The sequence below is a fragment of the Ruegeria pomeroyi DSS-3 genome, from assembly GCF_000011965.2.
Classification (GTDB): Bacteria; Pseudomonadota; Alphaproteobacteria; order Rhodobacterales; family Rhodobacteraceae; genus Ruegeria_B; species Ruegeria_B pomeroyi.
In genome coordinates this window covers 399,860-413,242 of record NC_003911.12, presented here as the reverse complement: position 1 = coordinate 413,242, position 13,383 = coordinate 399,860, and the positions used below count along the sequence as shown (strand labels likewise).

The following is a 13,383-nucleotide window of genomic DNA, read 5'->3' as shown; positions in this document are numbered from 1 at the left end:
GTCATCCCTTCCCGAGCTTCAGCGCCAACTGGTAGACCGGGCGCCGGGGCACATCATGCATGCGCGCCACCAGATCGGCGGCATCCCGGACGGAATGCGTTTCAAGCGCCGCAAGCAGATCCTGTTCTATGTCGGAATCCTTAACCGGGCCTGAACGGGCGCGATCCACCAGCAGCACAACCTCGCCCTTGACCGGCGCCTCGGCCAGCGCTTCGGCCAGACCGGCCAAGGTATCGCGGCGGGTCTCTTCGAATTTCTTGGTCAACTCACGGCACAGTGCCGCTGGCCGCTCACCGCCAAGCACCTCTGCCATGTCGCGCAGGCTGGCCGCCAGGCGTTTGGGCGATTCGTAAAACACCAGCGTGCCGGGCACCCCGCGCAAAGTTTCGAGTCGGGTTTTGCGCGCCGCCGCGGCGTTGGGCAGGAACCCCGCGAAGAAAAACGCATCCGTCGGAAGGCCCGCAAGCGTCAGCGCCGTCAGCACCGCCGATGGCCCCGGTGCGCAGGTCACCATATGTCCCGCCTCGGCGGCGGCGCGGCTCAATTCGAAACCGGGATCGGCGATCAATGGCATCCCCGCCTCCGAGGCATAGGCCACCGACTTGCCCTCGGCCAATGCCTCCAGCAGCCGCGCCTGCGCCCCGGCGCCGGAATGATCGTGATAGGCAAGGACCCGCCGCCCATCGAGCGGCACACCGTGAATATCAAGCAGATGGCGCAGCGAGCGTGTATCCTCGGCGGCGATCACCTCGGCCGAAGCGAGCACATCCAGCGCCCTGAGCGTGATGTCGCGCGCCGACCCGATCGGGGTGCCGACGAAATACAGGCCCGCAGGCAATCTGAGCTTTTGGTAATTCAACGCTGGACCCGTGTTTCATGACGTTTATTATCGCGGCTCGACCAATGCGGCGGGCCGCCGCCGGATCAAGGAGCTATTGATTAGATGTTTGCCGTTTTCAACCCCGCCCGCAAGATTGCCCTTTCCGCGATGGCCTTGGCGGCGGCTGCGCTGTTATCGGCCTGCGAGCCGGTCGCCATCGGTGGCGGCGGTCCCAGCATCAATACCTCGAAACCGGTTCCCGTTGCACTGCTGGTGCCACGCGGCTCGGCCCAGTCGGGTGACGCGGTCCTGGCGCAAAGCCTGGAGAACGCCGCCCGCATGGCCATCGCCGATCTGCAGAATGTACAGATCGACCTGCGCGTTTATGACACGGCGGGTGATGCCGGCACCGCGGCGGCGGTTGCCAAACAGGCCGTTGGCGAGGGCGCCAAGATCATCCTCGGCCCGGTCTATGCCCAGGCGGCCAATGCCGCGGGGTTGGCAGTTCTGAACCAGAACGTGAACGTTCTGTCCTTTTCCAACAACGTCAATATCGCCGGGGGCAATGTCTTTGTCCTGGGGCCGACCTTCAACAACAGCGCGGACCGGCTGGTGAGTTTTGCCGCGCGTCAAGGCAAGGGCAACATCGTCGTGGTGCACAGCACCGACGAGGCCGGCCAGCTGGGCCGGGCGGCGATCTCTGACGCGATTTCGCGCAGCAGTGCCAAGCTTGCCGGAACGGTCGCCTACGAGCGCTCGCAGCAGGGCGTGATCAACTCGGTTCCGCAGGTCAAGGCAACGGTCGATGGCACCGGCGCCGACTCGGTCTTCTTTACCTCGACCACCGCCGGGGCGCTGCCGCTTTATACCCAGCTGTTGCCCGAGGCGGGCGTTTCGCCGGCCCAGACCCAGTTCATCGGTCTCACCCGCTGGGACATTCCGGCGCAGACGCTGGAACTGCCTGGCGTGCAGGGCGGCTGGTTCGCACTGCCCGATCCGTCCAAGGCGGCCGCCTTCCGGGCCCGGTATCAAAGCACCTATGGCGGCGCACCGCACCCGATCGGCGGACTGGCCTATGATGGCATTGCCGCCATCGGCGCGCTGGTCGGCGCGGGCAAGTCGGACGCCCTGACCGGCGCCGCCCTGACGCAAAGCGCCGGGTTCCAGGGTGTTGGCGGCATCTTCCGTCTGCGCCCGGACGGGACTAATGAACGGGGGCTGGCCATTGCCACGATCCAGAACAAACAGGTGGTTGTGATTGACCCTGCCCCACAAAGCTTCTCCGGCGCCGGATTCTGAACCGGCCGATAGCGCCCTGCCGATCCAGCCCTGGCTGACCGGCGATCTGATCTGCGACCCGGCCGAGGTGTTCGACACCCCGGCCGTGTTCGCGCGGATCACCGAGGCGGCGGCCGAGGCCGCCGACAACGCCGCCCTGCGCGGCGCCGTCGTGGCCATCCTGCGCGATGTCCAGAATGCGGGCCGCGCCGCGATTGCCGAAGGCTTCGCCGAGGATCCCTTTGCCGCCCGCCCGCTGACCCGCGCCTATACCTATCTGACCGACGGGATGGTCAAGACGGCGATGTATGTGGCCTCGGAAATTCTGCACCCGCTGGCCACGCCGACCCAGGGCGAACGGATCGCTGTACTGGCGGTGGGCGGTTTCGGGCGCGGCGAGATGGCGCCGTTTTCCGATGTCGATCTGCTGTTCCTGACCCCCTACAAGATCACCGCCTGGGCCGAGAGTGTCATCGAATCGATGCTCTACATCCTCTGGGATCTGCGGCTGAAGGTCGGGCATTCCTCGCGCACGGTAAAGGATTGCATCAGGCTGGGACGCGACGATTTCACCATCCGCACCGCGATGCTGGAACACCGGTTTCTGGCTGGGCACGCCCCGCTGGCGCGCTCGCTGGATCAGCGTCTGAAAAGCGAGCTTTACAAAGATACGCAGCGCGAATTCATCGAGGCCAAGCTGGAAGAACGCGACGCCCGCCACCGCAAGCAGGGCGAGCGGTACATGGTCGAGCCCAACGTCAAGGAAGGCAAGGGCGGGCTGCGCGACCTGCAATCGCTCTACTGGATCGCCAAGTATATCTACGAGGTGAAGGAAACCGCCGAACTGGTGCCGCTGGGCCTGTTCACCCCGTCGGAATACCGCACCTTCGTGCAAGCCGAGGAATTCCTGTGGGCGGTGCGCGCGCATCTGCATCTGGTGACCGGGCGGGCCACCGAACAGCTGACCTTCGACCTTCAGGTAGAGGTGGCTGCGCGCATGGGCTATCAGGACCGCGCCGGGCGACGCGGGGTCGAGGTGTTCATGCAGAAATACTTCCGCGAGGCCACGCGCGTGGGCGAGCTGACGCGGATTTTCCTGACCAAGCTGGAGGCGGCGCATATGAAGGGCGCGCCGCTGCTGGAGCGCATCTTTCGCCGCCGCCGCCGGATCAAGCAGGGCTATAAGGTGGTCCGTGGCCGGCTGGACGTGGTCGACCCCGAGGCGTTCCTGGCCGACAAGCTGAACCTGTTGCGCATCTTCGAGGAAGCGCTGCGCACCGGCATGCTGATCCATCCCGATGCGATGCGGCTGGTCACCGCCAATCTGGACCTGATTGATGACGGAATGCGCAACGACAAGGAGGCGCGGCGCATCTTCCTGGACCTGCTCCTGAAACACGGCAACCCGGAACGGGCGCTCAGACGGATGAACGAGTTGGGGGTGCTGTCGGCCTTTGTGCCCGAGTTCGAACCCATCGTCGCGATGATGCAGTTCAACATGTATCACAGCTATACGGTGGACGAGCACACGATCCAGACCATCGTCAACCTGGCCCAGATCGAAAAGGGAGAGCTGGTCGAGTCGCTGCCGCTGGCCTCGTCCATCCTCAAGGCCGGGGTGAACCGCAAGGTTCTCTATGTGGCGCTGCTGCTGCACGATATCGGCAAAGGCCGGCCCGAGGATCACTCGATCCTGGGGGCCCGCATCGCCCGCAAGGTAGCCCCCCGCCTGGGCCTGTCCAAAGCCGATTGCGAAACGGTGGAATGGCTGGTGCGCTATCACCTGCTGATGTCGGACATGGCGCAGAAACGCGATATCTCCGATCCGCGCACCGTGCGCGACTTTGCCAAGGCGGTGCAGACGACCAAGCGGCTGGACCTGCTGACGGTGCTGACCGTCTGCGACATTCGCGGCGTCGGCCCCAACACCTGGAACAACTGGAAGGCCACGTTGTTGCGCGCCCTGCATGCGGAAACCAAGCGGGCGCTGGAAATGGGGATGGAAGCGCTCAACCGCGAAGGGCGCGGCAACGAGGCCAAGAAGGCGCTGCGCACCGCCCTGTCCGACTGGCCCGCTGGCGAGGTCAAGACCGAGATCGCCCGCCACTATCCCCCCTATTGGCAGGGGTTCAACGTCGAAACCCATGTCACCTTTGCCGAGATGCTGCGCCAGCTGGAACACAGCGGCGACCCCGGCGGCATCGAAATCCGGCTCGACCCGGACGAGGACCGCGACGCCACCCGCGCCTGTTTCGCAATGGCGGATCACCCCGGCATCTTTTCGCGCATGGCCGGTGCGCTGGCGCTGGTCGGGGCCAATGTGGTCGATGCCCGCAGCTATACCACCAAGGACGGCTATGTGACCGATGCGTTCTGGATCCAGGATGCCGAAGGCCACCCCTACGAGGCGGCCCGCCTGCCCCGGCTCAGCCAGATGATCCTGAAAACCCTCAAGGGCGAGGTGGTGGCCCGCGATGCGCTGAAATCCCGCGACAAGATCAAGAAGCGGGAAAAGGCGTTCAACGTGCCGACCCATATCACCTTCGACAACGAGGGATCAGACATCTACACGATCATCGAGGTCGATACCCGCGACCGGCCCGGCCTGTTGTATGATCTGGCCCGGGCGCTGGCGGCGGCCAATGTCTATATCGCCAATGCGGTGATCGCGACCTATGGCGAACAGGTGGTCGACAGTTTCTATGTCAAGGACATGTTCGGGCTGAAGTACCATTCCGAGGCCAAGCAGCGCACGCTGGAGACCAAGCTGCGCAAGGCCATCACCGAAGGCGCCGAACGGGCCGCCGCATCATGAAACCGATCCGCCTGATGGCCGGTTTCTTCACGGTCGGATTCTGGACGCTGGCCAGCCGTATCCTTGGCTTTGCGCGCGAAATCCTGCTGGCCGCCTACATCGGCCCCGGCCCGGTGATGGATGCCTTTGTCGCGGCCTTTCGCCTGCCCAACCTGTTCCGCCGCTTCTTTGCCGAGGGCGCGTTCAACGCGGCCTTTGTGCCGATGTTCTCGAAGCGGCTCGAAGGGGGCGAGGATGCCGAGGGCTTTGCCCAGCAGGCGTTCAACTTGCTGGGCGCGGCGGTGCTGACCCTGGTGGCGCTGGCCATGATCTTCATGCCGGCGCTGATCTGGGCCACCGCCAGCGGCTTTGTCGGGGACGAGCGGTTCGACCTGGCGGTGGGCTATGGCAAGATCGCCTTTCCCTATATCCTGTTCATGTCGCTGGCGGCGCTGTTCTCCGGGGTGCTGAACGCCACCGGGCGGTTTGCCGCCGCTGCCGCCGCGCCGGTTCTGCTGAACGTTTTCGCCTGCGCCGCGATGCTGGCGGGCTCGGCCCTGGGTGGCGAAGTGATCGACTGGCTGATCTGGGTGATCCCTGTCGCGGGCGTGGCGCAGCTGGCGCTGGTCTGGGTCGCGGCCGAACGTGCGGGCATCCGGCTGCGCCCCGGTCTTCCCCGGCTCAGCCCCGCTATGCGGCGGCTGGTACGGGTGGCCTTTCCCGCCGCGCTGGCGATGGGGGTGACGCAGATCAACCTGGTGGTCGGGCAGCTCGTCGCCTCGCGCACCGAAAGCGCGGTCAGCTGGCTGTTTACCGCGGACCGGCTCTATCAACTGCCGCTGGGCGTGGTGGGCATTGCGGTGGGCATCGTGCTGTTGCCCGACCTGTCGCGCCGCCTGCGCGCCGGCGACGACACCGGCGCGCGCGAGGCCTATTCGCGCGCGGGCGAATTCTCTCTGATCCTGACCCTGCCTTCGGCAATGGCGCTGATGGCGATCCCGCTGCCGCTGGTCGCGGTGCTGTTCCAGCGCGGCGCCTTTACACCCGAGGACAGCGCCGCCACCGCTATCGCAGTGGCGATCTACGGGCTGGGCCTCCCCGCGTTCATGCTGCAAAAGGTGTTCCAGCCGCTGTTCTTTGCCCGCGAGGATACCAAGAGCCCGTTCCGCTATGCGGTGGTCGCCATGGTGATCAACGCGGTGCTGGCCTTTGCGCTTTATCCGCTGCTGGGCTGGATCGCACCCGCCATAGCCACCACAGTCGCGGGCTGGACCATGGTGGCCCAGCTGGCCCTGGGTGCGCGCCGCATGGGCGAGGTGGCCCGGTTCGACACCCGCTTCCACGGCCGCGCCTGGCGTATCCTGATGGCCTCGCTGATCATGGGGGCGGCGCTCTATGCGGTGCTGATCCCGCTCGGCTGGGTGTTCGACCTGCCCAGCTGGCGTTATCTGGGCCTGTTGGCGCTGATCCTCTTTGCGGCCGTGGTCTATTTCGGGGTCGGCCATCTGATCGGCGCCTTCCGCCTGTCGGAATTCCGCCGCGCCTTGAGGCGGTCATGAGCGCGCTCGACTGTCCAGCCGGCACCGTCCTGTTCCGCGCCGGGCAGGATTGCCCCGGCTTCCTGCGTCTGGACGAAGGCTCGATCCGCGTCACCCTGACCGCCGCCAACGGGCGCGAGGTGGTGCTTTACCGGGTCAGGCCGGGCGATGTCTGCCTGCAGACCTTCGCCTGCCTGACCGAGGGGCGCAGCTACAGCGCCGAGGGGGTGGCTGAAACCCGGGTGCGCGGACATCTGATGAGCCATGCCGACTTTCGCACCGCGCTGGCCCGGGACGAGGCGTTCCGCACCGAGGTCATGCAGGCGGTGGCGCGCCGCTTTGCCGATTTCGAACATCTGGTCGAGGACGTGGCCCTGACCGGGTTCGACACAAGGCTGGCGCGGGTTCTGTTGCGGCTGGCAAAGGGCGATACCGTGGCCGCGACGCATGAGGCGCTGGCCGCCGAGACCGCCTCGGGCCGGGCCTTTGTCAGCCGCCGACTGGCCGAATTTGCGCGCCAGGGTCTGGTAGAGCTGGCGCGTGGACGGGTGACGCTGTGCGACCGGTCCGGGCTGGAACGGATTGCCGCAGAGGAACGGTGACACTGTCACCGACAGGCGCCGCGGGATCGGTCAAAAGGGGCGCAGACCTCTGACCTGAAAGGATTCGCAAGATGACCCGCAACGAAGGAACCCTCGACCGTGCCGCCCGTATCATTCTGGGCCTGGTCCTGTTGTCGCTGACCGTGATCGGCCCCAAGACCATGTGGGGTCTGGTTGGCCTGATCCCGCTTTTGACCGGGCTGGTGGGGTCCTGCCCGCTTTACACCATCCTGGGCCTGAACACCTGCCCGCTGAAGAAATAAATCGACCCGGCCGGACCGTCCTAATCGTGGCGGATCCGGCCGCGCATCCGCGCCCAGCCGCCCGGCGACAGCAGGAAGGACAGCGCAAATCCGGTGGCAAAGCCCGCCAGATCGGCGACCCAATCCAGCCCGCCGCCAAACAGCAGGCCGAACAGCAGTTGCGCCCCCATCAGAAAGGCGATCAGGCTGAACGCCCGCGCCTGATGCTGCCCCACCAGCGACAGCTTGCGCCACAAGAGCCAGGTAAAGGCCCCGATCAGCCCATAGACAGGTGGAAAGCCCCCGATCAGCGCCACCGGCGAACCGGTCAGCAGCGCATATCCCAGCGCCCCTCCGATGCCCGAAACCAGGAATACCACCAGCATCGCCAGGCTGCCAAAGCTCTCGGCCACCATCTTGCCCATTGCCAGTACGAAAACGCAGACAAACAGCGATTGGGTGAACGAGACGCTGACAAACGGATAGCTCACCAGACGGATCACATGTTCGACAGGCCAGCGCCCGGTTTCCCACATCCAGGTCAGGATATCGGGCGAAAAGGCATAGGACTGCATCGCCGCCAGTCGCCAGCCCACTGCCTGAGGCCCGCCGACAATGCCGCGTGCGCCGAGGGAAAAGGTGATCTCGATCCCCATGATGAAGAGCACCAGCGCCACCACAACGGGCGGTAGCGGATTGACCGGCGATGTATCGTTATCACTGCTCATGGGCGGGCCTTTCGCGGCTGTTGACGTCCCTTTGCCCCATGGGTAAGCGACGGGGACCGAATTTTCCAGACGGGAGTTCCCCATCATGACCGAAACCCAGTTCACGCCGCGTGTGTTTTCCGGCATCCAGCCTTCGGGAAACCTGCATCTTGGGAACTACCTCGGAGCGCTCAAGCGATTTGTGGATATGCAGGGACCCGAGATGGAGACCGTTTATTGCATGGTCGATCTCCACGCGATTACCGTCTGGCAGGATCCCAAGGAACTTGCGCATTCCACGCGGGAACTGTGTGCAGGCTTCATCGCAGCCGGGATCGATCCGGAACAGTCGATCCTGTTCAATCAAAGCCAAGTGCCCGAACATGCGCAACTGGCCTGGATCTTCAACTGTGTCGCCCGCATGGGCTGGATGCAGCGGATGACCCAATGGAAAGACAAGGCCGGCAAGAACCAGCAGAACGCCTCGCTGGGTCTGTTTGCCTATCCGTCGCTGATGGCCGCCGACATCCTGATCTATCATGCCACCCATGTGCCGGTGGGCGAGGACCAGAAACAGCATTTGGAACTGACCCGCGACATCGCGATCAAGTTCAACAACGATTTCGGAGTCGATTTCTTTCCGGTCACTGAACCGGTGATTGAGGGCGCCGCGACCCGGGTGATGAGCTTGCGGGACGGCACCAAGAAGATGTCCAAGTCAGACCCGTCCGACATGAGCCGGATCAACATGACCGACGATGCCGACGCCATCGCGCAGAAAATCCGCAAGGCCAAGACCGACCCGGATGCCCTGCCCTCGGAGATCGACGGGCTGGAGGGGCGGCCGGACGCACGCAACCTGATCAACATCTATGCTGCCCTTGCCGACCGGAGCGTCGAGCAGGTGCTTGCGGATGTGGGCGGCAAGCAATTTGGCGAGTTCAAGCCGATGCTGGCCGAACTGGCCGTTGCGAAACTGTCCCCGATCTCGTCCGAGATGGCGCGGCTGATGAACGATCAGGCCGAGATCGACCGCATCCTGGCCCGTGGCGCCGAACGCGCCCGCGCCATCACCGCGCCGATCCTGAAGCGGACCTATGAAATCGTCGGCATGGTGTCGTAACACCCGGGATTATGGTGTCCTGACACCCGGGATTAATGTGCGCCCGCGCAGGGGATCTGCGCGGGATCGCCCCTTTGCCGGAACGCGGTTCCATCCGATATTCGGGCAAAGGAGACGCATCATGACCTATTCCGCCCCTGCCGGCACCTGTGTCGGCCATGTCCACCTGAAAGTATCCGATCTGGACCGGGCCATCGCCTTTTACCGCGATGTGCTGGGATTCGAGGTGCAACAGAGATACGGCGACGCCGCCGCCTTTCTGGGTGCCGGTGGCTATCACCATCATATCGGGCTGAACACCTGGCACAGCCGGGGCGGCCCGCAACCGCCCGCGCGGGCGACCGGTCTGTATCATTCGGCCTTCCTCTATCCCGACCGCAAGGCGCTGGGAACGGTGCTCCGGCAGGTGATCGAGGCCGGGATACCGATCGACGGCTCTGCCGATCACGGGGTCAGCGAGGCGGTCTATCTGCGCGACCCCGACGGCAACGGGGTCGAACTGTATCGCGACCGCGCACCCGAGGACTGGCCGCGCGATGGCGAGGGCAATCTCGCGATGACAAACGCGCCGCTCGACATCCCCGCGCTGCTGGCCGAGGCCGGATAGGCCCCGGTCACGCCACGCTCAGGCGGCCTTGGCCTGCAGGATCTCATCCACGGTGGCATCCGCCACCTCGGCGGGGCTGACCGACAGAATGCGGGCGCGGGTCAGGATGCGGTCCATGGTGTCGTCCAGCGCCGCCAGGCGGCTGGCAACCCAGGCCTCGCGCCCCGAGATCTTGAGGATCTCGGTCGCCACATTGATGATGCCGCCGCCATTGGCCACGTAATCGGGCGCGTAGAGAATACCCAGATCGTGCAGGCGGGTGGCATCCTCGGGCGTCGCCAACTGGTTGTTCGCACCACCTGCGACCACCCGTACCTTCAACTGCGGGATGGTCTCGGCATTCAGGATGGCTCCGATGGCGCAGGGCGCAAAGATATCGGCCTCGACCCCGTAGATCGCGTCGGGCGCGACGGCGGTGGCACCGTAGCGCTCTGCCACGCGGGCCACCTGGGCGCGGTCGATATCGGTCACGATCAGGTTTGCACCAGCCTGATGCAGGTAGCCGCACAGATAGTGACCAACATGGCCCAGACCCTGCACCGCGACGGTGCGGCCGGTCAGGTCCACGGAACCCAGACGGTGTTTCGCCGCCGTGCGGATCGCGTAAAAAATTCCGCGCGCGGTGATCGGCGAGGGGTCGCCACTGGCGAAATCCCCGTCGGCCAGACCCGCAACACAGGTGGTGCGGGTGCCGATCCGCGCCATGTCGGCGGGGGTCATGCCCATATCCTCGGCCGTCCAGTAACGGCCCGCCAGCGTCTCGACCGCAGAGCCGAAGGCGGCAAGCAGGTCCGGCGTCTTCTGGGTTGCGGGATCGGCCATGATCACCGCCTTGCCACCGCCCAGATCGAGGCCCGCGGCGGCATTCTTATAGGTCATGCCGCGCGACAGGCGCAGCGCGTCGTTGAGCGCGTCTGCCTCTTGCGCATAGGGGCGCATCCGCACGCCGCCCGCAGCGGGACCGCGCCGGGTGGAGTGGATGGCGATAAAGCCCAGAAGCCCGCTTTCAGGGTCCGCTATACGGACCACCTGTTCGTGTTCGGGCGCTGCGACGGGTGTAATCTGCATGGAATCCTCCGCTGAATGACCCCTTATCTGCCACAACTGCGACGCTGTTTTTCACCAAGATTGCGCGCTGCGTTGGCAAAGATTAGAGCTATTCTCCAACTCACTGGCAAAAGTTGGAGACATTCACCAATGGATCAGATCGACCACCGCATTGTCCGCGCCCTGCAACGCGACGGGCGCATGACCATCTCGGATCTGGCGGACAAGGTCGGGCTGTCGCCGACCCCCTGCGCCCGGCGGCTGGAACGGTTGCAGCGTGACGGCGTGATTACCGGTTACAGCGCCCGGGTCGACCCGGCCAAGCTGGGGCTGGGCGTGTCGGTCTTTGTCTCGGTCGAACTGGAGCGGCAGGAACGCGCCGCCGTCGATGCATTCGAACGGGCGATCCGCACCTGTGACGAGGTGATGGAATGCTATCTGATGACCGGTTCGCGCGATATCCTGCTGCGGGTTCTGGTGGCCGATCTGGCGGCATTCGATGCGTTCCTGGAGAACCGACTTATGCAGATCCCCGGCATCCGCAACCTGCGGTCCAACTTCGCCCTGCGCACCATGGTCCAGCGCGACAGCCTGCCCGCGATCCGCCGCTAGAAAGGTCTGGACCTCTGACCCAGTCGGGCCTACCCTCGTCGCAACCGAGGGAGGCGATCATGGCAACCGGCAGCAATATCCGCACCTATTTCCAAGGCAGCTGGCACGAGGGCGATGCCCCGATCATCCGCGCCGCCGATCACGGCGCCTGGCTGGGATCGGGCGTGTTCGACGGCGCCCGCTATTTCGACGGGATGGCCCCCGACCTGGAGGCCCATTGCGCCCGAGTCAACCGCTCGGCCGAGGCGCTGATGCTGACCCCCACGGTATCGACCCAAGACATGGTCGAGATCGTGCGCGAGGGGCTCAAGGCCTATGGGCCGGATCAGGCAGTCTATATCCGGCCGATGTACTGGGGCATCGACGGGGATCCGACCGCGATCATCCCGCAGGCCGACAGCACCGGTTTCGCCGTCTGCCTGGAAGAGATCCCGATGGCCCCCGCCACGGCCTCGGCCACGCTGACAACTACACGGTTCCGCCGCCCGGTGCTCGAGGATGCGGTGGTCAATGCCAAGGCCGGATGCCTGTACCCCAACAACGCCCGGATGCTGCGAGAGGCGCGGTCGAAGGGGTTCACCAACGCGCTGGTGGCCGATGCGCTGGGCAATGTGGCCGAAACCGCCACCGCCAATATCTTCATGGTCAAGGATGGCGAGGTGTTCACACCGATCGCAAACGGCACCTTCCTGGCCGGCATCACCCGCGCGCGGCATATCAAGAACCTGCGCGCTGACGGTGTTCCCGTGCACGAAACGGTGCTGAGCTTTGCCGATTTCCACGCAGCCGACGAGGTGTTCATGTCCGGCAACATGAGCAAGGTGACCCCGGTTACTGCGCTGGACGACACCCAGTACCAGATCGGGCCGATCGCCCGGCGCGCGCGCGCGCTTTATTGGGACTGGGCGAAATCCACCGCGTGATCGCGCAGATCGGCGATCCGCGCCGGGACCTGCTGACGCTGGCGGTCGGCGCCCTTGGCGCCCTGATCGCGACCCTCGTGCACATGCCGATGGCGCTGCTGGCCGGCCCCGCCGTCGCGGTATCGTTGGCAGGGCTTTGCGGTCTTTCGCTTCATATTTCGCCGCGTTTGCGCGACGCGGGCTTCCTGGTCATCGGGCTCAGCATCGGATCGCTGGTGGGGCCCGAAAGCATCGAGGCGATGATGCGCTGGCCGGTAGCCTTTGGGCTGCTGGCCGGGCTGACCCTGGCCACCCCCTGGGCCGGGCGCTGGCTGATCCCGCGCCTGCTGCCCATCGACCGGGACGAGGCGTTTCTGGCCGCGGCCCCCGGGCATCTGAGCCTTGTCATCGCCCTGGCCGACAGCCTGCAACTGTCGCTGACCCGCCCGGTCGTTCTGGCCTCGATCCGGTTGATGGCGCTGACGCTGCTGGTACCGCTGGCCGCATCCCTGGCGGGGATCGAGATCGGCCCGGGCCTGCCCCAGCTCGCGGCCGTGACGCCCTGGGCCTGGATCCTTGGCCAGATTGTCGCCGCCCTGTTGCTGGCCCCGGTTCTGAAAGCGTTGAAGCTGCCCGCCCATGTGCTGATCGCCGGGATCGTGGTGGCGGCAACCACGCATCTGGCCGGCTGGACCGCCGGCGGCCTGCCGGGCTGGGCCGCGCAGGCGTCGCTGATCCTGATGGGTGCGATGATCGGAAGCCGGTTTGGCGGCATGGGCTGGCGCGAGCTGCGTCAAAGCCTGACCGCTGGTCTTGCCATCGTCGTGCTGACCACCGGGCTGGCGACCCTGGCGGCGCTGCCGGCGGCCTATCTTTCCGGTCTGCCGCTGCTGGATGTATTGCTGGGGTTTTCGCCGGGTGGCCTCGAAACCATGATCATTCTCAGCGCCGCCCTGGGCGCCGATCCCAGTTTTGTCGCGGCGGCGCATCTGTTTCGCCTGTCGGTGCTGGCGGTTGTCCTGACCCTCTACGCCACCGATGTCGCCCGACGGGGGCAAGGGAAAAGCGATGGACAGCGTTAGGCCCCTCAGGCAGATTGGCCGGGATTGTG

At 65.5% G+C, this 13,383-nt stretch carries 13 protein-coding genes; 10 read left to right on the top strand and 3 right to left on the bottom strand.

The features are described from left to right. Position 1: 1 nt before the first annotated feature. On the bottom strand, positions 2-859 hold the full coding sequence (gene rsmI / locus SPO_RS02020; RefSeq protein ID WP_011046160.1) for a 16S rRNA (cytidine(1402)-2'-O)-methyltransferase: 858 nt from the start codon (positions 857-859) through the stop codon (positions 2-4). A gap of 84 nt (positions 860-943) precedes the next feature. Between rsmI and SPO_RS02015 the strand changes: the two genes are divergently transcribed. The 5 genes from SPO_RS02015 (at position 944) to SPO_RS01995 (ending at position 7,295) form a co-directional block, all read left to right on the top strand. Further along, on the top strand, positions 944-2,119 hold the full coding sequence (locus SPO_RS02015; protein ID WP_011046159.1) for a penicillin-binding protein activator: 1,176 nt from the start codon (positions 944-946) through the stop codon (positions 2,117-2,119). After that, entirely contained in the window at positions 2,079-4,913 is a 2,835-nt protein-coding gene (locus SPO_RS02010; protein ID WP_044027823.1) for a [protein-PII] uridylyltransferase, read from the top strand. Before SPO_RS02015 ends, SPO_RS02010 begins: the two co-directional genes overlap by 41 nt. Continuing rightward, on the top strand, positions 4,910-6,451 hold the full coding sequence (gene murJ, locus SPO_RS02005; protein ID WP_011046157.1) for a murein biosynthesis integral membrane protein MurJ: 1,542 nt from the start codon (positions 4,910-4,912) through the stop codon (positions 6,449-6,451). Before SPO_RS02010 ends, murJ begins: the two co-directional genes overlap by 4 nt. Further along, positions 6,448-7,032 (top strand): Crp/Fnr family transcriptional regulator, encoded by a 585-nt coding sequence (locus SPO_RS02000; protein WP_011046156.1) that lies wholly within the window; start codon positions 6,448-6,450, stop codon positions 7,030-7,032. Before murJ ends, SPO_RS02000 begins: the two co-directional genes overlap by 4 nt. Positions 7,033-7,103: 71 nt before the next feature. After that, positions 7,104-7,295 carry a YgaP family membrane protein gene (locus SPO_RS01995; protein WP_011046155.1) on the top strand — a complete coding sequence of 64 codons (192 nt, stop codon included), beginning with the start codon at positions 7,104-7,106 and terminating at the stop codon, positions 7,293-7,295. A gap of 20 nt (positions 7,296-7,315) precedes the next feature. On the opposite strand, the gene SPO_RS01990 is transcribed toward SPO_RS01995, so the two are convergent. Next, positions 7,316-8,002: a rhomboid family intramembrane serine protease gene (locus SPO_RS01990; RefSeq protein WP_044027821.1), complete on the bottom strand. Its 687-nt coding sequence runs from the start codon at positions 8,000-8,002 to the stop codon at positions 7,316-7,318. A gap of 85 nt (positions 8,003-8,087) precedes the next feature. Here SPO_RS01990 and trpS point away from each other — a divergent pair, with 85 nt between their 5' ends. Continuing rightward, positions 8,088-9,104, top strand: a complete 1,017-nt coding sequence (trpS, locus tag SPO_RS01985; protein WP_011046153.1) for a tryptophan--tRNA ligase — start codon at positions 8,088-8,090, stop codon at positions 9,102-9,104. A 121-nt stretch (positions 9,105-9,225) separates the two neighbouring features. Continuing rightward, positions 9,226-9,711 carry a VOC family protein gene (locus SPO_RS01980; protein WP_011046152.1) on the top strand — a complete coding sequence of 162 codons (486 nt, stop codon included), beginning with the start codon at positions 9,226-9,228 and terminating at the stop codon, positions 9,709-9,711. A gap of 18 nt (positions 9,712-9,729) precedes the next feature. Here the strand turns inward: SPO_RS01980 and SPO_RS01975 are convergent, their stop codons facing one another. Further along, positions 9,730-10,779, bottom strand: a complete 1,050-nt coding sequence (locus tag SPO_RS01975) for a Leu/Phe/Val dehydrogenase (RefSeq protein ID WP_011046151.1) — start codon at positions 10,777-10,779, stop codon at positions 9,730-9,732. Positions 10,780-10,908: 129 nt separating this feature from the next. On the opposite strand from SPO_RS01975, the gene SPO_RS01970 reads away from it, so the two are divergent. Genes SPO_RS01970 through SPO_RS01960 form a run of 3 tightly spaced genes read left to right on the top strand, consistent with a single transcriptional unit; the run spans position 10,909 to position 13,354 of the window. Continuing rightward, positions 10,909-11,370 (top strand): Lrp/AsnC family transcriptional regulator, encoded by a 462-nt coding sequence (locus SPO_RS01970; RefSeq protein WP_011046150.1) that lies wholly within the window; start codon positions 10,909-10,911, stop codon positions 11,368-11,370. A 59-nt stretch (positions 11,371-11,429) separates the two neighbouring features. Next, a complete protein-coding gene (locus SPO_RS01965; protein WP_011046149.1) occupies positions 11,430-12,293 on the top strand; it encodes a branched-chain amino acid aminotransferase in 864 nt (287 codons plus the stop codon). Beyond that, the gene (locus tag SPO_RS01960) at positions 12,290-13,354 is read left to right on the top strand and encodes an AbrB family transcriptional regulator (protein ID WP_011046148.1); all 1,065 of its coding nucleotides are present in this window, start codon (positions 12,290-12,292) and stop codon (positions 13,352-13,354) included. Before SPO_RS01965 ends, SPO_RS01960 begins: the two co-directional genes overlap by 4 nt. Positions 13,355-13,383: the final 29 nt, after the last annotated feature.

Coding starts and splice junctions, on each gene's coding strand:
- SPO_RS02015 (WP_011046159.1), top strand. CDS start 944: ATGTTTGCCGTTTTCAACCCCGCCCGCAAGATTGCCCTTTCCGCGATG.
- murJ (WP_011046157.1), top strand. CDS start 4,910: ATGAAACCGATCCGCCTGATGGCCGGTTTCTTCACGGTCGGATTCTGG.
- SPO_RS02000 (WP_011046156.1), top strand. CDS start 6,448: ATGAGCGCGCTCGACTGTCCAGCCGGCACCGTCCTGTTCCGCGCCGGG.
- SPO_RS01995 (WP_011046155.1), top strand. CDS start 7,104: ATGACCCGCAACGAAGGAACCCTCGACCGTGCCGCCCGTATCATTCTG.
- SPO_RS01990 (WP_044027821.1), bottom strand. CDS start 8,002: ATGAGCAGTGATAACGATACATCGCCGGTCAATCCGCTACCGCCCGTT.
- trpS (WP_011046153.1), top strand. CDS start 8,088: ATGACCGAAACCCAGTTCACGCCGCGTGTGTTTTCCGGCATCCAGCCT.
- SPO_RS01980 (WP_011046152.1), top strand. CDS start 9,226: ATGACCTATTCCGCCCCTGCCGGCACCTGTGTCGGCCATGTCCACCTG.
- SPO_RS01975 (WP_011046151.1), bottom strand. CDS start 10,779: ATGCAGATTACACCCGTCGCAGCGCCCGAACACGAACAGGTGGTCCGT.
- SPO_RS01970 (WP_011046150.1), top strand. CDS start 10,909: ATGGATCAGATCGACCACCGCATTGTCCGCGCCCTGCAACGCGACGGG.
- SPO_RS01965 (WP_011046149.1), top strand. CDS start 11,430: ATGGCAACCGGCAGCAATATCCGCACCTATTTCCAAGGCAGCTGGCAC.